Genomic DNA, 23206 nt, shown 5'->3' with positions numbered 1-23206 from the left:
ACCATTTTTTAATCTGTTTGAATTACTTCAGCCAACCTCGCGACTTGAAGCTCAGTTTTCACTTCATTGATGGAAGAGATTGTTCGCTTCGATCGTTCGGCCATTTCTTCAGGAAGATCTTTTAGACGTTCTCTTGAATCTGCTAGCTCTTTTTCAATTCGATCGTACTTGTCCTGATCAATTTTATTTTCATTCTTTTCTTCTTTCCAAAATTGCAGTGTCTCGATGGCTTTTCCACCCGTCCTTTTCACCTTTTGATAGGAAGAAATTGTATAGTTCGCCGTTACAATGACATTTGTAGATAATTCTAGAGCTTCCCTAGCTTCGATTGTCGAGGTTCGAACGTCCTCAATTTGATAAACGAGTTCCGTATCCAATTCGTGCTCCATTTCTAATAGCAATGCTGGATCATTCTCAGTTTGGTAGGTCTCATATAATTGACTCACCCGTTTACGCGTCTCAGCCATCTCTTGTTTGATACTCGATAAGTGTTCTAGTCGAAATAAAACGTCATCCACTTCATTTAACGTGCTGTTGGCAGAACTTAAATAAGAACTCATTTTACCTAACACCGGACTACTAACCACACTGTTAACTCCTGAAATGAAAAGCGTTGCTGAATTGATATGTTCTAAAACGTTACGGACAGGGACCATATTTTCTTTTAACCAATCGACTTGTTGGACGAGTTGGGTTAAATCTTGATTGTATTCTTCTAAATCATTAATGATTTGCGGTACTTCTTTTTCAATGGTTGTGACAGATTCTGCTTGCATATCGTCGACGCGCGATTGCATCTCCGCTTGAGAAATAGACTCGTTCGTATCCCGATTCATATTAAATTGGCTAACAAAGTATCCGACTGTACCAGATACGACTACAGACGAAGCGATTGTGATTGGGATCAAATATCTTTGAAAAAATGATGTTCTTCTTGTCGTTCGTTCTCGTTTCGATTCCATTTTTGGAAAGCTCCTCTGCGCTTAAAAATATGATTTTTTATAAAAAATACCATTTTATGATGATTTTTATCTATATTGTAAATTCGAAACTGATAATCGACAATCCTTTTTAAATTGGACATAAAAAAGATTGGATTATGGTCTTAGTCTCTATTTAAAAATGTCTTCAGGACAAAATAAAAGGTTGATGAGCGTTGGCTCATCAACCTTTTATTAGACCTCATTTATTTATGGTAAGGCTCATTCCGGTTGATCCGATACGCTCGATAAATCTGTTCACACAAGACGAGCTTCATCAATTGATGCGGGAACGTCATTTTTGAGAAGGAGATCGTATCATCCGAGCGTTTCATGACGTCGTCCGATAACCCGAGCGAGCCGCCGATGACGAACGCGATTTTGCTCTTGCCGTACGTTGCGAGTTGATCGAGCTCACGGGCGAACTCTTCGCTCGTCCGTTGCTTGGCGTCGATGACCAAAGCAATCACATGCGTGTCCGGACTGATTTTCGCTAAAATCCGCTCGCCTTCTTTTTGTTTTACTAGAATCATGTCCGCTTCACTCAAATGCTCGGGCGCTTTCTCGTCCGCGACCTCGATTTCCTGCACTTTCGCATAGGCCGACAGGCGTTTTGTGTACTCGGCAATCCCTAGTTTCAAATACTTCTCTTTTAGTTTGCCGACCGTGATAATTGAAATATTCATCCAATTCTTCCTTTTTCCACAGTTTTTTTGGAGTTATCCATAGGGTTATCCACAGAGTTATCCACAAATCCACATGTTGATAATCATTTTTTGCTTGACACAACATATGTTGCGTCGGCATCACAGAACTCACATGTCACTTGTCCACTTGTGGATAGTTCTTCGAGCAACGGGTATTCCCCCGTCTCATCGACAATGATATCTAAAGCGATTTCAACATGTTCCTTGCATACTTTTTTTTCCACAATGTTTCCTCCTTAAAAAAGAAGCGTCGCCGCTCCTTTAGGTTGCTTCAGTTAATGTTGCCTCGGTCTTGCCTGCCTTGCCGCGTCGCGTATATTCAATCGTGACGTTATCGCCAACCGTGGCGTCACGATACAGCGCGTCCCGCAAATCGACGTAACGTTTGATGTCGCGGTCGCCGATTTTGACGATGACGTCACCGACGCGAAGGCCGGCCTCTTCGGCTGGACTGCCGGGCGTGATCGCCTCGACGAACACCCCGTCCTCGTTATCAAAGCTGATGCCGTATTCTTCCCGGACGTTACCCGGTACGGCGATGACTTCTTGAATCGTGACGCCGAGCTGGGCCCGCGTCACTTTCCCATCCCGCTCGAGCATATCGATGACCGGCAGCGCGACGTTGACGGGAATCGAGAAGCCGACCCCTTCGACGCTCGCCTCGGCGATTTTCATCGAGTTGATGCCGACGAGCTCGCCGCGGATGTTGATGAGTGCCCCGCCGGAGTTACCGGGGTTGATGGCGGCGTCGGTCTGGATGACCTCGGCATTGTAGTCCATGAGTCCGTCACTGTTCGTATCGACCGGCACGGTGCGTTCGACACCACTGACGATACCACGGGTGACCGAGTTTGAAAAGACGCCGAGCGGATTGCCAATCGCCATGACGGTCTCGCCTGCTTGAAGCACGGTCGAGTCCCCGAGCGTGATCGGAGCGACATCGATATTGGCCGGCAGTTCGACCGATGCGACAGCTAAATCGTTGAGCGGGTCCTCGCCGAGAATCGTCGCCGAAGCGACTTGTCCGTCAGAAAACGCGACGTTGATCTCGTCCGCTTCTTCGATGACGTGGAAGTTCGTGACGATATACGCCGTGTCGCCGTCGACCTTATAGATGACACCAGAGCCCGCTCCGGCCTCCCACTGCGAGTCCGAGGTGAACGCCCGCTGGATGTTCGTGATGCTGACGACGGACGTTTTAGCACCCGTCACAGCGCTCGTGATGTCGGATTCCGTGATGGTGACGGCTTGTTCCGTCCGAATCAGTTCATTTGTCACAAAACGAGAGGTTGGGGAATCCCAGAGCATCATCGCCAAAAAGAACAAAGCCGCTCCTAAGAATCCGCCAACCCCTCCGAGTAACAACGGTTTTAAGTTCATTCGCGGCTTATGGCGCACATGTTCTTCTTGTTTCGGGCGCCACTCGCTGCGAGATGGGTACGTCGGTTTTACATCGTTCATTGTATCTGCTTCGTGCTCTAAAGGTTCGACGTCTTGAGGTTCATACTCATGGTGTCTCTCTTCATTCACGACGCGTCCCCCCTTCAAGACAGTGTGTTATCTGTCTTTTCCCAAGTTCGCTTATAAAGAAACGAGCGAAGTGGGGGTCGATGGGTCGGTATCGCACAATTTGATGCGACCGAGGTCGACATCGCGCATCCCGAGTGTTTGGGAGACGCTCATTTGAGCGAGTTCTTTCATATTGTTGTCTTTACTGAGGTGAGCCAAATAAATCCGTTTCGTCTGGTCTCCGATGACCTCGCTCATCGCGATGGCCGCGTCTTCGTTCGAGACGTGACCGTAGTCCCCAAGAATCCGTCGTTTGACGCTCCACGGGTACCGTCCCATTTGGAGCATCGAGACGTCATGGTTCGATTCGAAAATAAAATCATCGGCCCCGCGGATGACGCCTTTCATCCGATCGGACACATAGCCCGTATCGGTGATGTGGGCGAGGCGTCTGCCGTCATGCGCGAACTGGTAGAACATCGGGTCGGCTGCGTCATGGCTGACGTTGAACGACTCGATTTCGATATCCCCGAACTGTTTAATCTCCCCTACCTCAAAGTGAAACTTCAAGGCCGGGTCGACTTTTCCAATCAACGATTCCATCGCGTCCCACGTCTTCGCGTTCGCATAAATCGGTAAGTTATATTTTCGAGCGAGAATCCCGACACCTTTAATATGGTCGGAGTGCTCATGCGTGACGAGCAGTGCATCGATCCCATCAAACGATCGTCCAATCTCAGTGATGCGTTGTTGCATCGCCTTCCCGGTCAATCCGGCATCGACGAGCAATTTCGCCCGTTCCGTCTCAATGTAGAGGGCGTTCCCGGTCGAACCGCTCGCAAGCACACTATAGCGTAAAGTCACTCGATCACTCCTTTCATTCTTCTGAATCAAATTCGACCCGTTCGACGGTCCCATCGATCGCATTGACGAAGTAGACGTCCTCGTCAATCGTGATCGACCATAGCGGCGGCATGATGATCAAGCTGCCGGAACTGTCGAGCGGCAGGCTATAGAAGCCCGTATTGATGGCCCGCATCTCTTGGTTCGGCTGGAAGTACTTCCGGGCCGCGAGTTGCGAGATCGCCTCGCTCGCCGTCAAGACGAGATCGTCTTGCGACTTCGAGGACAAGTTCGTCAAATGACGTTGTTTATAGTCGGTCACTTCAAGCGCTTCGTTCAATTGAAGCAACAGGAGCGACGGACCGATGTACTGCTCGGTCCCCCCATCGATCTCGGGGTTCGAGAAGATCTTATTGTTCTCATACGTCTGCACGAAGGCGACTTGACGCGTCTCGGCGTCATAGCGCCAGTACGCATACTCGGAACCGAACGGGACATACTCGGAGACGAACGTCGACGCAGTCGTCCGTAAATCGTCTTGATCGAGCGGGACCGGCTGTTTGAGCTCGACTTCGAGTTGCATATTGTCGAGCGTCGTCGCCAGCTGGGCTTCCCGGTTTTTCGTGATCATCGAGGCCGACATCTGTTCCGACGACCCCGTCAAATAACCGATATCCCGACCCATCCGCGGCAACTTCGACGCATCGACGTTTCGTTGGTCCAAGATTTGCGCGATCGACGTATTGTCGTTCGTCACGACCTCTGTCGCCCACGTTTCCGTCAAAAGCTGGAACAACAGGTAGATGTTCAGCGCGAGGAAGGCGAAGAGAAGAATCGTTTTCGCTTTACTCCAATCCACGATACATCATCCTTTCTGTCCAGTCATCCGGTTGATCGAATGGGATCCATCTTCCGGCTTCCCGAACGAACCAGTTCGGGGAGAACGTGACGTAACGGCTCGTGTCTTCATTGTATTCAATCTCATAACCGAGTCGAATCTCGGTCACGTTTTCAAATCGTCCGGCATTGACGAGCGTATCGACCACATCTTGTCCATCCGCGAGCTGTGTCGTCCCGACCGAGATCAAGCGATCGATCTCGAGATGGTGCCGAGTGATCGATCGGACTTGCGTCCCGTCGTTCTCGACACGCAACGTCGATAAGTCGACGGCATCGTTATTGATAAACGCCTCCCGTTGACTGAACACCGGGAAACCCTTCACGTGAAACCGGAACACGGTCGTTTCAAAGCCTTTGTTGGCCGGAGTGATCGCATCAAACCGAAGCGACAACCCTTGGCTCTCCGACGTCTCATCGACCCAACCTCCGTGGAAGTTGACGAACTCGACGATCGTGTCGAGTCCGATAACCGACTCCTGTTCCGAACTGTTGCGTGATAAGTTTCGATAACGGCTCGCGTTCAGGTTCGCATCATATTCGGCGACGCTAATCCCGTTCGTGAGGGCGCCCACGGAGCTGGCCGGATCGACTTCTTGTACATTCGGGTCGCCCGGGAAGAACGTATCACGCATCCAATCGAGACGGGCCGATATTTGAATTTGAGATACGTCGTAAGCGAACAGCTCGTTCATCTCCGGTCCGACGACGGGGATGTAGTTGACGCGTTCATCCGTGTACGTGACACGACGCATCGATCGATCTGAATCTTTCAAGAACAGACTGTTGACGTCCCCTTGGCCGACTTTCGACAAACGCCCTTCCCAAAGTGATTGGTCGCTCATGATCGTGCGGATGCGCCACGTGTCGTCCTCCATGAAGATGAGGGCCCGCTGTGGCACTTTCCCCGACAAGCTGTATGAGCCCGGAAGCATGTAGCTGAGCGTATCCGCATAATACGGCTCCGGTAAAATCAATTCGACGGCCTCATCGACACCCGCATACAAACTCGGGACGTTCTTGACGGCGAGCGGTTTAAATTCGCTCGCCTCGAACGACTCCCGGATGACACGCATAATCTGTTTCGGCGAGTTTTTCGTGGCGAAGACGGCGTTGTTCTCGTGGACGACCGTCTGGGCCGGTACGATGACTTGGCGCGGTTGTCGCTGAAGCGACTCATCCACCGTCGCGACTTGCGTCTCAGACTGGACCGACTGATACTTCGGATGGTAGTCCCAGAGGATGACCGTTTGGACGATGGACGTGACGATCAAGGTGAGCAAGACGAGCGATTTCACTAGTTCTGGCTTCGCCAAGAAGCGTGGTCGTTCCATCAGTCATTCACCTCCACGATCGTATCGAATGGGATGGTGAAGTAAATCGTCGTCCCGCGTCCGAACTCACTCTCGGCCCAAATGTCGCCGCCATGGGCGGAAACGACTTCTTTGGCAATCGACAATCCAAGTCCGGTCCCGCCGATATTGCGGGCCCGAGCCTTATCAACCCGATAGAACCGTTCAAAGATTTTCTTCAAATTCGATTTCGGAATGCCGACCCCTTCATCTTTAATACCGATGACGAGACGCTTGGCACGGAGCATCGTCCGGAACGTGATTGTCCCGCCTTCTGGCGAGAACTTGATCGCGTTCGTGATGATGTTGTCGATGACCTGCGTCATCTTATCTTGATCGGCGTGGACGTATACCCGGCGTTTCATGAGCTTCCGGCGGAACTGGATCGTCTCGCCTTTCGTCATCTCATGCCGGTCGATGATGTCGTTGAAGAACTGGATAAAATCGAACTTCACTTTTTGCATCGTATACTCTTTGCTGTCCATCTTCGATAGCTGCAACAGATCGTTGACGAGGCGAATCATCCGCTCCGTCTCATTCTGGGTCGTCTCGAGGAAGCGCGGGGCGAGCTCATCGTCCTTGTATGCGCCTTCCGCGAGCACTTCGAGGTAACTCCGCATCGTCGTGAGCGGCGTCCGCAGCTCGTGGCTGACGTTCGCGACGAACTCACGGCGGTCTTGCTCGACTTGTTCTTGCTCGGTCACATCGTGCAGAACGACGATGAGACCGGTGATCGGTCCGCTATGCTTTTGAATCGGTGAGAAGTAGGCGCGGACGAGGAACAGCTCTTCGTCCGTACTGAGGTCGATCAGTTTTGGCGGCATCGTCCCGTCTTCCGGGATGACGATCTCGTCATCGAATTCGAGCAAGTTCTGTAGGTTCGCCCCCATCGCTTCTTCTTCAGCGAGCCCGATCATATCGCGGGCTTGGTCGTTCATCAAGATGACGCGCAACGAACGATCCGTCGCGACGACCCCGTCCGACATGTTCTCGAGGACGCTCGTCAAGCGGCGCCGTTCGGCTTCCGTCGTTGCGTTCGCCTCCATGAGTTCATCGGTCAATTCGTTGAAGGCGTAAGCAAGTTGGCCGACCTCGTCGTCGGAATAGACTTTAACTTTCCGCGAGAAATTCCCTTTTCGCATCTCGACGGCTTGACGACGCATATCCGCAATCGGTCGCGTGATCGTCCGTGACAGCAACACTCCCAGGATCGATGTGATGATGAGAGCGATGAGTGTCCCGGTCGCGAGAATCCTCGTCACTTGTTCCATTTGGTTATAGATGGACTGCATCGAGGCCTCGATATAGATCATACCGGTCGTCGTCCCATCGACCTCGGATTTCACCGGGACGGCGACGACACGCATGCGTTCGTTCGAGTCTTCATAGACGAGCGTCTCTTGCGCTCCGCTCGTCGCAAACGATTTTTGAATGAACGAGTTCGCCGTCCGTTGTCCGACGAGACTTTGGTTATTCGGATTCGACGTCGCCCGGACGACACTGTTCGTGTCGATAATCTGGACTTCGCGAATGTCATCAGCTAGCGTCGTGCTCTCCGTAAACTCAGACAGCAGTTGATCCAGTACCTGGTTCAACTGCTGGTCCGAGGTCGAGTCACCGCCGTTCGATGCGATCCCTTCACTGACGTTATAGCTCAGAAGGTTGGCACGATCGACGAGCGACTGCGAGAAGTTGTTGATGTATTGTCGTTCGAGGGAGCGCACGAAGTACACTCCGATGACTTGCATCGCAACAAGAATGAGCAGCGCATAGATGACGACGAGCTTCCACTGGATAGATTTAAAGAAGTTCGTCCGTTTCATCGTTTAGTCTTCTTCTCCTGCTTTTAAATAGTAACCGACACCGCGGCGCGTGATGATATACGTCGGCGTCGATGGGTTGTCTTCGACTTTTTCGCGCAAACGTCGAACCGTCACATCGACCGTGCGGACGTCACCGAAGTAGTCATAGCCCCATACGGTCTGGAGCAAATGCTCGCGCGTCATGACTTGCCCGATGTTTTGGGCAAGATAATGGATGAGCTCGAACTCACGGTGTGTCAGTTCGATTTTCTCTTCCCGTTTCGTGACCATGTATGAATCCGGATGAATCGTCAAGTCACCGATGACGATATCATTGGCGTTGGCACCTTTCGTTTCTGGGGCCGGGGCTGTCGCATGACGGCGCATGTTCGCCTTGACGCGGGCCAAGAGCTCGCGCGAGCTGAACGGCTTCGTGACGTAATCGTCAGCACCGAGCTCGAGTCCGAGCACTTTATCGATCTCAGAGTCTTTCGCCGTCAACATGATGATCGGCATATCGTACTTCTTCCGGACTTCACGGCATACTTCCATACCGTCTTTGAGCGGCAACATGATGTCGAGCAAAATCAAATCTGGTTTGACTTCTTCGACTTTCACGAGCGCTTCTTCCCCGTCATATGCGACGTGGACTTGGTAACCTTCTTTTTCAAGCTTAAACTTCAATATATCTGCGATTGGTTGTTCGTCATCTACCACTAAAATCGTACGATCCATTCAGTGAGTCCTCCTCTTATCGTTAAACGTACATGTCTACATTGTAACTCTTTTTCTATAGGTTAGAAAGCGTGGTCCATTTCCGTGGAAATGAAAAGAGAGCCACGAGGGCTCTCTGTCTTATGCTTTGTAAATATCACGCAAGATGACCGTTTGCTCACGTGCCGGTCCGACCGAGAACGTCAACAATTCGATACCTGTCAACGCTTCGATGCGCTTGACATAGTTCTGCGCGTTCACCGGCAAGTCTTCGAACTTGCGAACGCCTGTGATGTCTTCTGTCCAGCCTGGAAGCTCTTCAAACACCGGCTTGCACTGTTCGAGCACGCGGAAGTTCGGCGGGTACTCGTCGAGGAGCTTGCCTTCGAACTCGTAGGCTGTACAAATCTTGAGCGTCTCAAGACCTGTCAACACGTCAATCGAGTTGAGGCAAAGGTCTGTGATGCCGCTGACGCGGCGCGAGTGGCGGACGACAACCGAGTCGAACCAACCGACGCGACGCGGACGTCCCGTCGTCGTACCGTACTCTTTTCCGACCTCACGGATCGTGTGACCGATCTCATCGTCAAGCTGGGTCGGGAACGGGCCGTCTCCGACACGTGACGTGTACGCCTTACAGACGCCGACGACGTGATGGATCTTCGATGGTCCGATTCCGGCACCGCTCGATACGCCGCCTGAAGCTGCGTTCGATGATGTGACGAACGGGTACGTTCCATGGTCGATGTCGAGCAAGACACCTTGTGCGCCTTCAAATAACACTTTCTGTTCTTCGTCGAGCGCGTTGTTCAACACGACCGATGTATCACATACGTACTTGGCGAACTGTTGGCCGTACGCGTAGTATTCTTCGAAGATGTCATCGAATTCGATCGCATCGACTTCATACATCTTCACGAACATGCGGTTTTTAATCGCGAGGACGGTCTTGAGCTTCTCGGCGAACACTTCTTTGTCGAGAAGGTCAGCGATGCGAATCCCGATACGCGCCGCTTTGTCCATGTAGCAAGGACCGATCCCTTTGAGCGTTGTCCCGACTTTGGCGTCGCCTTTCGCGTCCTCTTCGAGCTTGTCTTGCAACTGGTGGTACGGCAAGATGACGTGGGCCCGGTTCGAGATGCGGAGGTTATCCGTACTCACGCCACGCTCGTGCAAGTACGCGAGCTCCGTGACGAGCGATTTCGGATTGACGACCATCCCGTTCCCGATGACACATGTTTTGTCCGAGTAGAAGATCCCCGATGGAATCAAGTGAAGTTTATACTTCGTATCGTTGAAGACGATCGTATGACCAGCGTTGTCTCCCCCTTGATAACGCGCGACGACCTCGGCCTGCTTCGATAAGAAGTCCGTGATTTTCCCTTTACCTTCATCGCCCCACTGCGTTCCCACTACGACTACTGATGACATAATGAATCCTCCTTGTAGATAAACGTTCTATTCAAACCATCCGTAAGTGTACACTTGCTTCTCGTGAAAGTCAACCTAATACCGAACGATATTTTTATGTTGTAACCTTTCGTTCGTTATTGACGCATCATTTCTCATCCAATGAATGAATTCTTCAAAAATCGAATACGTTTAGGTCCAAAGACCGACAAAAAAGGCGACGTCTCGTGACGTCGCCTTTGGCGGAATGACTCGTCCTACATCGGTGGCGCAAAAGCTTGCGTCTCCATGTTGACGAACTTGTTATATTCTTTTCGGAACGAGAGCTTGACCGTCCCGGTCGGACCATTACGCTGTTTGGCGATGATGATCTCGATCGTGTTGGCGTCTTCACTCTCTTTATCGTAATAGTCGTCCCGATAGAGGAACGCGACGATATCGGCATCTTGCTCAATCGCCCCGGATTCCCGGATATCTGACATCATCGGCCGCTTGTCTTGACGGCTCTCAACACCACGGGAGAGCTGGGACAAGGCGATGACCGGCACTTGAAGCTCACGCGCGATCGCTTTGAGCGTACGCGAGATTTCCGAGACTTCTTGTTGCCGGTTCTCGCCCGGCTTACCGTTCCCGACGATGAGCTGCAAATAGTCAATCATGATCATGCCGAGGCCGTGCTCTTGTTTCAAGCGACGGCACTTGGCTCGGATCTCGTTGACCCGGAGACCCGGCGTATCATCGATATAGATACCGGCTTGTGACAGCGACGACATGGCGAGCGAGAGACGCCCCCAGTCCTCGGCCTCGAGCCGACCCGTCCGCAGACGCTGGGCATCGATATTGCCTTCCGCACAGAGCATCCGCATGACGAGCTGCTCGGCACCCATCTCCAAACTGAAGATGGCGACGTTCTCGCCGGTACGGACGGCCACGTTTTGCGAGATGTTCAAGGCGAAGGCCGTCTTCCCGACGGAAGGACGGGCCGCGACGATAATGAGGTCGTTACGTTGAAACCCGGCCGTCATCTTGTCGAGATCGCTGAACCCGGTCGCGATGCCGGTAATCTCCCCGCTCGATTGGTGCAGTTTTTCAATCGTCGAGTAAGCGTCCGATAAGACGGAACCGATCGGATGAAAGCTCGACTGCCCTTTTCGTTGCGAGACTTTCAAAATGTTCCGCTCAGCATCTGACAGGACGGCATCGACCTCGTCTTGGCGTTCATAGCCGTCCGAGACGATATTCGTCGCAGTCCGAATCAAGCGGCGGAGTGCCGCCTTTTGATCGACGACGTTCAAATAATACCCGATGTTCCCGATGGCTGGAACCGCCTCGGCGATTTCCGCCAAATAGTTCAATCCACCGATCTCATCGAGAATGCCTTGAGCTTGAAGCTCCGAACTGAGCGTGACCAAATCGACGAGTTCGCCCCGGTCATTGATCTTCAGCATCGCCTCAAAGATCCGTTGATGGCTGACACGATAAAAGTCGTCCGGGTCGACCCGTTCCGAGGCCGTGATCAGCCGATCGGAATCGAGAATGACGGCCCCGAGGACAGCTTGTTCCGCTTCGACGCTATGTGGCGGGGTATTGACTTGAATCGCATCACTCATACGTGTCTACCTCACCTTCACGCTTCTTGAACATGAACGTTTAACATAGCCGTGACGTCGTGGTGCAACTTCACCGGCACTTTCGTAAACCCGAGCGCTTTGATTGGGTGTTCAAGCTCGATTTTACGCTTGTCGATCTTGTAGCCCATCCCTTTCAACGCTTCACCGATTTGTTTGCTCGTGACCGATCCGAAGACGCGACCGCCCTCACCTGACTTCGTCTTGACGACGATCGTCTCTTTTTCAAGCTTGTCCTTCAACTGCTGGGCTTGTTTCAATTCTGCTTCAGCCGCTTCTTCGGCGCGTCGCTCTTTTGCGGCGAACGCCTTCAAGTTACCCGGTGTCGCTTCGACCGCCAAGTTCTTTTTAAAGAGTACGTTCTTCGCGTAAGCGTCCGCGACGTCTTTGACGTCACCAGCTTTACCTTGACCTTTAACATCTACTTTTAAAATGACTTTCATTCAGAATCCTCTCCCTCTGTTTCATCTGTCATATAATGATCAATCGCTTCTTGTAATAACGTTTTCGCCTGTTCCCGGCTCACGTTCAATTGTGTCGCCGCATTCGTCAAATGACCGCCCCCGTCCAGCATCTCCATGATGACTTGGACGTTGACATCACCGAGCGAACGGGCACTAATGCCGGTTCGGCCGTCGGGTAAGACGGCGATGACGAACGATGCTTTGACGCCCTCCATATTAAGGAGCTGGTCAGCGGATTGGGCGATCAACACTTGATGGTGCACTTCATCGTCCGAGGCGACGGCGATCGCCATGCCATCGGAATAGATGTCCGTGTTTTCGAGAATATGAGACTGTTCGATATACGAATCGAGGTCTTGCCGCATGAAGTGCTGGACGAGCACGGTGTCTGCCCCTTGAATCCGAAGGAAGGAAGCGGCATCGAACGTCCGCGACCCGGTCCGCAAGGTAAATCCTTTCGTGTCGACCACCATACCCGCAAGGAGCGACGTCGCTTCTAAAATCGATAGCTTGCGCGTACCGGCCTGATACTCGATCAACTCCGTTACGAGTTCGCACGTCGAGGATGCGTACGGTTCCATATAGACGAGGACCGGATCTTCAATGAACTCTTCACCACGACGATGGTGGTCGATGACGACGACCCGTTCCGCGCGGTCTAGAATATCCCGCGAGATGACGAGCGACGGCCGGTGCGTATCGACGACGACGAGGAGCGTCTGTTCGTCGATGAGCGGTTGAGCCTCGAACTCGGTCAAAAAACGGCTATACAGCTCTTCGTCGTTTTCGACTTCATTGACGAGACGTTGAATCCCAACGCTCGTCTCGCCGGCCGGGATGACGACGTACGCCTCACGTCCGACAAATTCAGCTAGTTTCATGATGCCGATGGATGCTCCAAGCGAGTCCATATCCGGGTTTTTATGCCCCATGATCAGGACACGGCTCGACTCGCGAATCAAATCGCGCATCGAGTTCGAGATGACGCGGGCGCGAACCCGGGTCCGTTTCTCGGTCGGGTTCGTCTTGCCGCCGAAAAAGCGGACTTTCCCGTTATGACGTTTGACGACGACTTGGTCCCCGCCGCGTCCGAGCCCTAAATCAAGGCTCGATTGCGACAAGTTCCCCAGTTCCGTCAGCGTCGTCTCCCCACAACCGATTCCGATGGAGAGTGTGAGCGGAATTTTATGCTCTTTCGTCGCCTCGCGGACCTCATCGAGAATCGAGAAGCGATTGTTCTCGAGTTCGGAGAGCGTCCGTTCGTTCATCACGAGAAAGAAACGATCGGCTGCCGTTCGACGCATATAGATGTGGTATTTTTGAGCCCATTGGTTCAAGAGGACGGTCACGCGTCGATTGATTTCACTCCGGACCTGTTCATCCACAGCGGTTGACATCTCATCATAGTTGTCTAAGTATAAGACGCCGATCACCGTCTGTGTTTCCGAGTATTTTTGTTCAATCTCTGCCTCATCCGTCATGTCGAACAAGTAAAGGGTCTGATACTCCTTATTGTAGAGGACCCGATAAACGCGGTCTCCGACTTCGATGGTCGCCTCGTCCTCTTCTTCCTCAATCAACTCGGTGAACGCCGAGTGAATCGAATCGATCGAGATCCCGAGTTCCATCTCGAGCTCAAAGATGAGTCGAGACTGTTCATTGAACCAGCTGATGCGACGAGTTTCGTCAAAGACGAGAATCCCAATCGGCATGCCGGTGAGCGCTTCTTTCCCGACGTCTTCGATTCGATGCGACAAAGAATGGACGTATTGTTCCCACGCCTTGCGTTCTCGTCGAATCGTCACTTGCTGATAGATGAAAAAAATCAGCGTGCCCACGAACAGGGTGATTGCCGCCACAATGCTGTAGAACGCCAATCCTAACGCGACAAGCAGTCCAATCACATATGGAACGGCGTGACGCGCGTACTGGTTCTTCACTGATGTTATTGCTTCACCACTGTGCATGTGTGCCTCCTAAAATGAGTGGTGTTCCACCCATGATATCTAAATGGTTTCTGCTCTATCATACCATATCCGTCCGTTTCACTTACACTCCTACATCGGCTCGGAAAACAAAAAACGACCTATCCCGAGGGATAAGCCGTGTGTCAAAAATTACTCTGCAACGTATGGAAGCAAAGCCATTTGACGTGAGCGCTTGATAGCGACAGTAAGTGGACGTTGGTATTTCGCTGAAGTACCAGTCACACGACGTGGAAGAATTTTACCACGCTCCGAAACGAAGCGTTTGAGCAATTCTACGTCTTTATAATCGATATGAGTGATGTTGTTCGACGTAAAGAAACATACTTTACGACGACGACGACCTCCTGGACGACGTGCCATGTGAAGACCTCCTTTTTAGTTTAGTTTCGAATCGACGCGATCAAAATGGTAGATCGTCATCCGATAAGTCGATTTTTCCGCCGCCCGAGAACGGGTCAGCTTCAAAACCTTTGTTTGAGTTCGAGGACTGAGATGAAGTCGAAGAAGCGGCTGCGCCCCATCCTGATCCACTTGACTCACCACCACCGAAGACATCTCCAGCCGGTGCTGTATCACGTTGCGTTGAAGCACCGCGTGGTTCAAGGAAGCGTACGCTATCGGCTACGACTTCTGCCCGGTAACGACGTTGGCCATCTTGACCTTCGTAACTACTGATTTGAAGGCGACCGTCTACGCCGGCCATGCTGCCTTTTTTCAAATATTGTGCTACGTTCTCTGCTTGTTTGCGCCAAACGACACAATCAATAAAGTCCGCCTCGCGCTTCCCATCTTGTCCAGTGAATGGACGATCGCAAGCGAGAGTGAAGCGAGTTACGGCAATCCCGCTCTGCGTATAACGCATTTCTGGATCGCGTGTCAATCGACCAACTAACACAACTCGGTTAATCATCTCAAAGCTCCCCTTTCGCAATATGAAGCGTTAAGAATTAACGCTCGTCTTTAGTTGTCATTTGACGGACAACGTCATCAGAGATCTTCATGAGACGCTCTGTTTCTTGAATCGCTTTAGGCTCAGCAGTGATGTTGAGAAGAACGTAGTGTCCTTCGCGCATCTTGTTGATTTCGTAAGCGAGACGACGTTTACCCATGTCTGTTGTTTTATCAACAGTACCACCGTTTTCAGTGATGACGTTGTTGAAGCGTTCGATTAAAGCTTTCTTAGCTTCCTCATCAACTGATGGACGGATAATGTAAAGAAGTTCGTATTTACGCATTATCTTTCACCTCCTCTTGGACTAACGGCTCCTACCGGTTGTAGGAGCAAGGAGCAAACAATTGTTTTACTCACGTCATAATATACTATCAAACTTCTGTTCATTTTACAATACATTTCCGGAAAATGGCTTAAACGTTGAAGCGGAACGTGACAACATCGCCGTCTTGGAAGACATACTCTTTTCCTTCTGAGCGAAGTTTGCCTTGTTCTTTAACTGCCGTCATGTTGCCGGCAGCTGACAAATCTTCATACGATACGACTTCGGCACGGATGAACCCACGTTCAAAGTCAGAGTGGATGACGCCCGCACATTGTGGAGCTTTCATGCCTTGCTTGAACGTCCAGGCGCGCACTTCTTTCTCACCAGCCGTGAAGTATGTGGCGAGACCGAGTGTCGAGTAGGCGGCACGAATCAATTGATCGAGCCCCGACTCTTCGATGCCGAGGTCTTGCAAGAACTCAAGGCGCTCTTCTGGCTCGAGTTCTGAGATTTCTTCCTCGATGCGAGCACAGATGACGATTACTTTCGCCTCTTCTGTCGCGGCGTGTTCACGAACTGCTTGGACGTAAGGATTTTGGTCCGCGTCAGCCACTTCGTCCTCACTCACGTTCGCGACGTAAAGCATCGGCTTCATCGTGAGCAACTGGAAATGTTTGACGATGGCGAGTTGATCTTCTGTCAATTCAGCAACACGAGCCGGGCGCTCCGATTCGAGGACTGCTTGAACGATTTCAAGTGCTTCGAGCTCTTGAGCTGCGCCTTTGTCTTTCGACTTGACCATTTTTTGAACGCGTGTGATGCGTTTCTCGACCAATTCAAGGTCGGCCAAAATCAATTCGAGGTTGATGGTCGTGATGTCATCGATCGGTGAGACTTTACCCGCGACGTGTGTGATGTTGTCATCTTCAAAGCAGCGGACGACTTGGCAAATCGCGTCGACTTCACGGATGTTAGCCAGGAATTTGTTTCCGAGCCCTTCCCCTTTTGATGCACCTTTTACGATTCCGGCGATGTCTGTAAACTCAAATGCGGTCGGTACGGTCTTCTTCGGTTTGACGAGTTCCGTCAACCGATCAAGACGCGCGTCCGGTACTTCGACGACCCCAACGTTCGGGTCGATCGTGGCGAACGGATAGTTGGCTGCCTCTACACCGGCTTGCGTGATGGCGTTAAATAATGTCGATTTCCCGACGTTCGGTAATCCGACGATTCCTGCTGTTAATCCCACTTGTATTTCCTCCTCATCCGGCTTTCCCGGGAAATGTTGATCCGTCTGTGGAGTGGGTACGTTCAGTACACCACACCGTCACATCCTTCACAATTATAGTTAGTCCTCGATTAAACCGCAACTCACGGTTGTAACATAGAGAAGAACGCCACTTATTCAGCGGCGTTCTCTTGTGGAAGCACTTTTTTCAATCGCTTATCAAAGTCTCGGCGCGGCATGAGTACACTCGCCCCGCAGCCTTGACACTTGATACGAATGTCCATCCCGACCCGAGTCACCTGCCAACGGTTCGTCTGACAGGCGTGTGGTTTCTTCATTTCTACAAAATCGTTCAACTCATACGATTTAGCCTGCATTTTCGGGCGCTCCTTTAGTCGATGTGGTTGGCGGCATCATGACGGTCCGCGGATACGGGATCTCGATTCCGCGCTCATCAAGTCCGGTTTTCAACTCTTTATGCAAAATCCGTCCGGCCGCGAAGTGTTGCGTCGGTGGCACTTCGGCCATGAGACGATAGACGACTTCCGACGGTCCGAGCGACTGGACCCCGGCGAGCGTGATCGGCTCGATGAACAAGTCGTGATACTTCTCTTCGACCGTCTTCGCGATCTCTTTCAACGCCTTCTCGACTTTGCCCATGTCTTCTTCATAGGCGACACCGATATCGACGACCGCGACGCTGTTCTCGAGCGAGTAGTTCGTCACTTGCATGATCTGTCCGTTCGGGATGATTGTCACTTGCCCGTTCAATCCCTTCAACTTCGTCGTCCGAATCCCGACTTCGATGACGGTCCCATCGACTTGTTGATTTAGATTGACGTAATCCCCGTTCTTGTATTGATTCTCAAAGATGATGAAGGCGCCCGTGATGACGTCTTTCACCAAGTTCTGCGCCCCAAACGAGATGGCGAGACCGGCGACCCCGGCCGATGCGATCAAACCAGCGATGTTGACGCCGAACTGGCCGAGCACCGTCAAAATCATAATCAAGCCAAGGACGTACCGAATCGTGTTTTGAGCCAGTTTTGACAGCGTCTCATTTTGGCGCTGGGCGACGATATTATCTTCTTTGATTTTGCGTAAGGCGAACACGCGCTGCACCATCGACGTCAAAATGCGTGACGCCACATAAAGCGCCAAGATGATGAGCGCGACACCTGTCAATTTAATGCCGAGCCCAATCCACATCTCCGTGTCTTGGAAATAAGCGACGAACCGATTGACGTTATCAATCGTCTCATCGGCCACTGTGCTCAAGTCTGTATCTGTATTTTGTGAAGCCATGTTGTCACCTCTAAAGTTATAGATTCTAACTCATCAAACCATAATTGACGACTTTTCTCAAACCCTACATCCGGACGTTATAAGTTTCGGTGTTCCGGGAATGGGATAATACGGTGTCATTCCGCAATTGCAACTAGACGCAGGCAGCTTAGAAGAGAGGATGAGATTCATGCCGTTTCGCCTAAAACCTCATAAACCATACTCTTTCTTCATCGAACATACCGAACGGAGTGGATCCAAGCTCTTTGCCGATCAACTGCACGACCAGTTGGCGAAAGAGACGCATCGTCCCATCGTCCTCGTGTGTATCGGCTCCGACCGTTCCACGGGGGATTCACTCGGACCGCTCGTCGGTACCTTCCTCGAAGAACGGTCCGTTCGCAATATCCATGTTTACGGAACGCTGACGAAACCGGTCCATGCCTTGAACCTCGTCGAGACGCTCCACGAGATTCAGACACGATTTCACCGCCCCCTCATCATTGCAATCGACGCCTGTCTCGGCCGATTGTCGAGTGTCGGGTATATCTTCTTTTCGGAAGGGCCGCTCGCTCCTGGCGCCGGCGTCCAAAAAGAGCTCCCTTCGGTCGGTGAATACAACATCAAAGCTGTCGTCAACGTGAGCGGCTTTATGGAGATGATGATTTTGCAGAACACACGCTTACATCTCGTCTACGAGTTGGCCCGTTTCATCACCGATGGCTTTGCCGAATTCGACTTACGAATCGGACGGCTCCATCAAGAAGAGGCAGCCATTACCCGGCTTCGTCAATCTCGCGACGAATCGAAATCTTGAGGCGATAAAAGCGTCAACAAATGCTCCAAATCGTCTTGCGAGAAATACTTCAGCTCGAGGACGCCCCCTTTTCGACGCGGGCGAATCGACACATCCATTTGAAGACGTTCCGCTAGCACCGCCTCGACGGCTTCGACGTCGGCGTCTGAGCGCTTGAGCGTCTTTTTTTCGATGCGTTCTTTTTGTAAGTAGCGCTCGAGCCGTCGGACCGTCCATTGCTCGGCGATGACGCGACGAGCAATCTGTTCCATCGCCTGAGCCGATTTCATGCCTGTAATGGCGCGGGCGTGGCCCATCGTCAATTCGCCAATCATGACCGCATGCTGGACCGCACTCGGTAACCGGAGCAGTCTGAGGCTGTTCGTCACATGGCTCCGACTCTTCCCGACACGTTCAGCGAGCTGTTGTTGCGTCAGACCGAGTGTCTGCATCAACTGTTCGTAGGCGAGCGCCTCTTCGATTGCGTTCAAGTCGGCGCGTTGAATATTCTCAATCAAGGCCAGCTCCATGACGCGGTCCGAGTCGGCTGTAACAATCAGCGCCGGGATATCCATCTTGCCGGCTAACTTCGCAGCTTGAAACCGGCGCTCGCCGGCGATGATTTCATAAAATCCACTCGCTTTACGGACGACGATTGGTTGCAACACACCGTAACGCTCAATCGACTGCCTGAGCTCGTCTAACTTTTCCGGCTCAAACTGTTTGCGGGGCTGGTTCGGGTTCGGGCGAATATGATTGATCGGTAATCGTTCCATCCTGATTCCTCCATTCCATCTGATTGCTACAAAAAAAGCACGGGCTCACTTTTGTGGCCGTGCTTTCGGGATTCGAATCCGAATTTCAACAAATTCATCTTCTTCGACTTCCTCGGTTTGGACTTCGATGCCGGTTTTACCGATCAAGCTGACCGAGTCCCGGATCGTGTTGATAGCGATTCGCGTATCTCTAGCAAAACTTTTCGTCCGACGGCGCTGTTTTTTCGGTTTCCGTTTCTCTTCCTCAATCGGTGTCGTCAAAAATTCGACGCGTTCTTCCGTCTCTTTGACGTTAAAGTCTTGTTCTAAAATTTCCATGAGCACTTGGATTTGAAGACCGGACTCTTTGAGCGGTAAAAGCGCCCGGGCATGACGTTCGTTGATTTGACGATCACGCAAACATTGCTTCACATCTTCCGGTAATTTTAATAGACGCAATTTATTGGCAATTGTCGACTGACTTTTGCCAAGACTCTTCGCAAGTGCGGCTTGTGTCAGTCCGTTCATTGCGAGCAGACGATCATATGCTTCCGCTTCCTCGATTGGACTGAGCTGTTCCCGTTGCAAGTTTTCAATCAGCGCCAAGGCAGCTGTCGTATCGTCATCCATCTCTCGGACGATAGCCGGAATGACAGACCATCCGAGCGACTTAACAGCCCGGAAACGACGCTCCCCAGCGATAATCTCGTAGCGATCCCCTTCCGCCTTGCGAACGACAATTGGCTGCAAAAGACCATGTTCGTCAATCGTGACGGCCAATTCGTCAATTTTAGCCGGCTCGAATACTTTACGCGGTTGATAACGGTTCGGTAAAAGCAACGATAAGGCAATTTCTTGGACAGCATCATTCGATTTGACTTCTGCCAGTTCCGCGACGGCTACTTCCGGACGACTTCCAAACAGTTTAGCAATTGTTTTCTTCAACGTCGGCACCCCTTTATGTAAAAAATAAGCAGATTCCACTACCGGAATCTGCTTTTGGTTTCACGTGAAACACTATTGCTCAGATTAGCGGCTCTTTCGCCGGTGTACCCGCTTTACGTGGATATTTCCCAGGCGTTTTTCGTAATTTATCTACAATTACGATATTACGCTCACTCATCTCTCCTGGCAATAGGAACTGGTGTGTCGTTTTTATTTCCCCACCGAGCACGGCCAAGGCGTTTTTCGCATCGATAAGCTCGTCAGAAACCTTCGCTGCTTTGAGCGCTACGAACGTTCCTCCGACTTTTGCGAGCGGTAAACAGTACTCGGCGAGCACCGTCATCCGGGCAACTGCACGGGCGGTTACGACATCAAATTGTTCACGAAATTTTCTATTTTTTCCAAACTCTTCGGCGCGTCCGTGATGGAACGCGACACCTTCTAGCCCGAGCGCGAGCGCGAGTTCGTTTAAGAACGTGATTCGCTTGTTGAGCGAGTCAATAATCGTTACATGAAGGTGCGGGAATAGAATTTTGAGCGGCAAGCTCGGGAATCCTGCCCCGGCACCGACGTCACAGACGGTCTCGACGTTTGAGAAATCGAAATGGAACGCCGCGCTAAGTGAGTCGTAGAAATGCTTCAAATACACTTCTTCCTTATCTGTGATCGCCGTCAAATTCATCTTCTCATTCCACTCGACGAGCATCTCGAAATACAGTTCGAACTGAGCGAGTTGTTTCTCGCTCAATTCAAATCCTTCTGCCTGCAACGCCTCAATAAATTGGGATTGGTTCATCGTTTCACTCCACTGTCGCGTATTGTCCTTGCTCGATATAGACAAGAAGGATCGAAACGTCCGCAGGGTTTACCCCGGAAATACGTGACGCTTGTCCAATCGAGAGCGGACGAACTTGTTTTAGTTTTTGTTTCGCTTCCGTCGCAAGACCACCGATTGCATCGTAATCGAGTTTCTCCGGAATCCGTTTTTCTTCCATCCGACGCATCTTCTCGACTTGCTCGAGCTGCTTCGAGATGTAGCCTTCGTATTTCACTTGAATCTCGACTTGCTCCGCCACTTCAAACGGCACTTCGATCGGTGCCGGTGCAAAGCGCATGAGCGTCGCGTACGTCACTTCTGGCCGCTTCAACAAAATGCTGGCATGCGTCGCTTCTTTGAGCGGGTTCGCGCCAACTTCTTCGAGCACGGCGTTCACGTCAGCGGACGGTTTGATGACGAGTCCGTTGAGACGCTTCACTTCTGCCGCGATGGCGACTCGTTTGTCTTCAAGGTGGGCATGACGCTCTAGTGACAATAGACCGACCTCGTGGCCGATGTCGCTCAAACGAAGGTCCGCATTGTCGTGGCGCAAAAGCAACCGATACTCGGCGCGGGATGTGAGCAGACGGTATGGCTCGTTCGTCCCTTTCGTCACGAGATCATCAATCAAGACGCCGATATACGCCTGTGAGCGGTCCAAGATGACTGGCTCTTTGCCGAGAACTTGGCATGCGGCGTTGATTCCGGCCATGATGCCTTGTCCAGCCGCTTCTTCATAGCCGCTCGTCCCATTGATTTGACCTGCCGTGAACAATCCGCCAACCGTCTTCGTCTCGAGTGTCGGCCAAAGTTGCGTCGGTACGACTGCATCGTACTCAATCGCGTATCCAGGGCGCATCATCTCTGAGTTCTCAAGCCCTGGAATCGTCCGGAGCATTTGATGCTGAACGTCTTCCGGCATACTCGTCGAGAAGCCTTGCACGTAAATTTCTTCCGTATCGCGACCTTCTGGCTCGAGGAAGATTTGGTGACGCGGTTTATCGTTGAACCGGACGACTTTATCTTCAATCGATGGGCAGTAACGTGGGCCCGTCCCTTTGATGGCACCTGAGTACATTGGCGAACGATGCAAGTTCTCGTCAATCAACTGGTGCGTCCGCTCGCTCGTGTAGGTGAGCCAGCACGGGATTTGCTCGATCGGGTCGAGGTCTTTCGACGTGTAGGAGAAGAGCGACGGATTGTCGTCCCCTGGTTGAATCTCCGTCTTCGAGTAATCGATCGTCTTGCCGTCGATGCGTGGCGGTGTCCCCGTTTTGAAACGAACGAGTTCGAGCCCGAGCTCTTCTAAATGCTTCGACAATTCGACCGAAGGCATCTGGTTGTTCGGACCGCTCTCATACGACAATTCGCCGATGATGATTTGACCGCGCATGAACGTACCCGTTGTGACGATGACCGCTTTCGAGCGGTACTCCGAACCAGTATTCGTGACGACGCCGGCGACTTTCCCGTCTTCGATGAGAAGTCGTTCGACGAGCGCTTGACGAAGCAATAGGTTCGGTTCGTCTTCAAGCACTTTCTTCATATGATTTTGGTATTGGAATTTGTCCGCTTGCGCCCGTAATGCGCGCACTGCTGGACCTTTTGATGTGTTGAGCATCTTCATTTGAATGTACGTCGCATCGATCGCCTTCGCCATTTCGCCACCAAGGGCATCGATTTCGCGAACGACAATCCCTTTCGCGGGACCACCGATCGATGGATTGCAGTACATGAATCCGACCATATCCGGATTCATCGTGAGCATCGCCGTTTTCGCGCCCATGCGCGCCGAAGCCAGTGCTGCCTCGATTCCCGCATGACCGGCTCCGATGACGATGACATCAAACTCGCCTGCCGTGTAAGCCAT

Annotated in this window: 24 protein-coding genes; 1 reads left to right on the top strand and 23 read right to left on the bottom strand. The window is 51.7% G+C overall.

Annotated features, from left to right (window positions below; genetic code table 11):
* Nucleotides 1–8 precede the first annotated feature (8 nt).
* The 19 genes from KNP75_RS11180 to KNP75_RS11090 all read right to left on the bottom strand — a co-directional run bounded on the left by KNP75_RS11180 (nucleotide 9) and on the right by KNP75_RS11090 (nucleotide 18044).
* Nucleotides 9–962: a hypothetical protein gene (locus KNP75_RS11180; protein WP_215190432.1), complete on the bottom strand. Its 954-nt coding sequence runs from the start codon at nucleotides 960–962 to the stop codon at nucleotides 9–11.
* Between the two features lie 224 nt (nucleotides 963–1186).
* The gene (gene rlmH / locus KNP75_RS11175) at nucleotides 1187–1666 is read right to left on the bottom strand and encodes a 23S rRNA (pseudouridine(1915)-N(3))-methyltransferase RlmH (protein ID WP_215190431.1); all 480 of its coding nucleotides are present in this window, start codon (nucleotides 1664–1666) and stop codon (nucleotides 1187–1189) included.
* A gap of 83 nt (nucleotides 1667–1749) precedes the next feature.
* Nucleotides 1750–1911 (bottom strand): CxxH/CxxC protein, encoded by a 162-nt coding sequence (locus tag KNP75_RS11170; RefSeq protein ID WP_021067873.1) that lies wholly within the window; start codon nucleotides 1909–1911, stop codon nucleotides 1750–1752.
* Nucleotides 1912–1948: 37 nt separating this feature from the next.
* Complete coding sequence (locus KNP75_RS11165; RefSeq protein WP_214824078.1) at nucleotides 1949–3217, bottom strand: S1C family serine protease; 1269 nt, start codon at nucleotides 3215–3217, stop codon at nucleotides 1949–1951.
* Nucleotides 3218–3268: 51 nt separating this feature from the next.
* Nucleotides 3269–4060, bottom strand: coding sequence for an MBL fold metallo-hydrolase (locus KNP75_RS11160; RefSeq protein ID WP_034780331.1), 792 nt, complete (start codon nucleotides 4058–4060; stop codon nucleotides 3269–3271).
* A gap of 13 nt (nucleotides 4061–4073) precedes the next feature.
* Nucleotides 4074–4898 carry a two-component system regulatory protein YycI gene (locus KNP75_RS11155; RefSeq protein WP_138860240.1) on the bottom strand — a complete coding sequence of 275 codons (825 nt, stop codon included), beginning with the start codon at nucleotides 4896–4898 and terminating at the stop codon, nucleotides 4074–4076.
* On the bottom strand, nucleotides 4885–6270 hold the full coding sequence (yycH, locus tag KNP75_RS11150; protein ID WP_034780327.1) for a two-component system activity regulator YycH: 1386 nt from the start codon (nucleotides 6268–6270) through the stop codon (nucleotides 4885–4887). The genes KNP75_RS11155 and yycH overlap by 14 nt, the downstream gene beginning before the upstream one ends.
* Entirely contained in the window at nucleotides 6270–8111 is a 1842-nt protein-coding gene (walK, locus tag KNP75_RS11145) for a cell wall metabolism sensor histidine kinase WalK (RefSeq protein WP_214824072.1), read from the bottom strand. The genes yycH and walK overlap by 1 nt, the downstream gene beginning before the upstream one ends.
* Nucleotides 8112–8114: 3 nt before the next feature.
* Nucleotides 8115–8825 carry a response regulator YycF gene (gene yycF / locus KNP75_RS11140; protein ID WP_034780323.1) on the bottom strand — a complete coding sequence of 237 codons (711 nt, stop codon included), beginning with the start codon at nucleotides 8823–8825 and terminating at the stop codon, nucleotides 8115–8117.
* A gap of 120 nt (nucleotides 8826–8945) precedes the next feature.
* Complete coding sequence (locus KNP75_RS11135; RefSeq protein WP_214755109.1) at nucleotides 8946–10235, bottom strand: adenylosuccinate synthase; 1290 nt, start codon at nucleotides 10233–10235, stop codon at nucleotides 8946–8948.
* A gap of 236 nt (nucleotides 10236–10471) precedes the next feature.
* On the bottom strand, nucleotides 10472–11824 hold the full coding sequence (gene dnaB, locus KNP75_RS11130; RefSeq protein WP_021067865.1) for a replicative DNA helicase: 1353 nt from the start codon (nucleotides 11822–11824) through the stop codon (nucleotides 10472–10474).
* Between the two features lie 17 nt (nucleotides 11825–11841).
* Entirely contained in the window at nucleotides 11842–12285 is a 444-nt protein-coding gene (gene rplI / locus KNP75_RS11125) for a 50S ribosomal protein L9 (protein WP_214718796.1), read from the bottom strand.
* Entirely contained in the window at nucleotides 12282–14273 is a 1992-nt protein-coding gene (locus KNP75_RS11120) for a DHH family phosphoesterase (protein ID WP_214755111.1), read from the bottom strand. The genes rplI and KNP75_RS11120 overlap by 4 nt, the downstream gene beginning before the upstream one ends.
* Nucleotides 14274–14423: 150 nt before the next feature.
* Nucleotides 14424–14654: a 30S ribosomal protein S18 gene (gene rpsR, locus KNP75_RS11115; RefSeq protein ID WP_015880232.1), complete on the bottom strand. Its 231-nt coding sequence runs from the start codon at nucleotides 14652–14654 to the stop codon at nucleotides 14424–14426.
* Nucleotides 14655–14694: 40 nt separating this feature from the next.
* Nucleotides 14695–15204, bottom strand: a complete 510-nt coding sequence (gene ssb, locus KNP75_RS11110) for a single-stranded DNA-binding protein (protein WP_024371077.1) — start codon at nucleotides 15202–15204, stop codon at nucleotides 14695–14697.
* A 37-nt stretch (nucleotides 15205–15241) separates the two neighbouring features.
* Entirely contained in the window at nucleotides 15242–15529 is a 288-nt protein-coding gene (gene rpsF / locus KNP75_RS11105; RefSeq protein WP_021067861.1) for a 30S ribosomal protein S6, read from the bottom strand.
* 130 nt (nucleotides 15530–15659) lie between these two features.
* On the bottom strand, nucleotides 15660–16760 hold the full coding sequence (gene ychF, locus KNP75_RS11100) for a redox-regulated ATPase YchF (RefSeq protein WP_034780315.1): 1101 nt from the start codon (nucleotides 16758–16760) through the stop codon (nucleotides 15660–15662).
* Between the two features lie 152 nt (nucleotides 16761–16912).
* Nucleotides 16913–17116 (bottom strand): DUF951 domain-containing protein, encoded by a 204-nt coding sequence (locus KNP75_RS11095; RefSeq protein ID WP_034780313.1) that lies wholly within the window; start codon nucleotides 17114–17116, stop codon nucleotides 16913–16915.
* A complete protein-coding gene (locus KNP75_RS11090; protein WP_138860244.1) occupies nucleotides 17106–18044 on the bottom strand; it encodes a mechanosensitive ion channel family protein in 939 nt (312 codons plus the stop codon). Before KNP75_RS11090 ends, KNP75_RS11095 begins: the two co-directional genes overlap by 11 nt.
* A gap of 169 nt (nucleotides 18045–18213) precedes the next feature.
* Between KNP75_RS11090 and yyaC the strand changes: the two genes are divergently transcribed.
* Nucleotides 18214–18840: a spore protease YyaC gene (gene yyaC, locus KNP75_RS11085; protein WP_034780311.1), complete on the top strand. Its 627-nt coding sequence runs from the start codon at nucleotides 18214–18216 to the stop codon at nucleotides 18838–18840.
* Here the strand turns inward: yyaC and KNP75_RS11080 are convergent.
* The 4 genes from KNP75_RS11080 to mnmG all read right to left on the bottom strand — a co-directional run bounded on the left by KNP75_RS11080 (nucleotide 18813) and on the right by mnmG (nucleotide 23206).
* Nucleotides 18813–19595 (bottom strand): ParB/RepB/Spo0J family partition protein, encoded by a 783-nt coding sequence (locus KNP75_RS11080; protein WP_215190430.1) that lies wholly within the window; start codon nucleotides 19593–19595, stop codon nucleotides 18813–18815. The genes yyaC and KNP75_RS11080 overlap by 28 nt on opposite strands.
* A gap of 45 nt (nucleotides 19596–19640) precedes the next feature.
* Nucleotides 19641–20519 (bottom strand): nucleoid occlusion protein, encoded by an 879-nt coding sequence (gene noc, locus KNP75_RS11075; RefSeq protein WP_214755117.1) that lies wholly within the window; start codon nucleotides 20517–20519, stop codon nucleotides 19641–19643.
* Between the two features lie 79 nt (nucleotides 20520–20598).
* Complete coding sequence (gene rsmG / locus KNP75_RS11070) at nucleotides 20599–21315, bottom strand: 16S rRNA (guanine(527)-N(7))-methyltransferase RsmG (protein ID WP_214755119.1); 717 nt, start codon at nucleotides 21313–21315, stop codon at nucleotides 20599–20601.
* A 4-nt stretch (nucleotides 21316–21319) separates the two neighbouring features.
* Entirely contained in the window at nucleotides 21320–23206 is a 1887-nt protein-coding gene (mnmG, locus tag KNP75_RS11065; RefSeq protein WP_215190429.1) for a tRNA uridine-5-carboxymethylaminomethyl(34) synthesis enzyme MnmG, read from the bottom strand.

The sequence above is a fragment of the Exiguobacterium sp. s6 genome, assembly GCF_018618155.1.
GTDB lineage: Bacteria > Bacillota > Bacilli > Exiguobacteriales > Exiguobacteriaceae > Exiguobacterium > Exiguobacterium mexicanum_A.
This window is presented reverse-complemented; position numbering and strand designations above follow the sequence as displayed.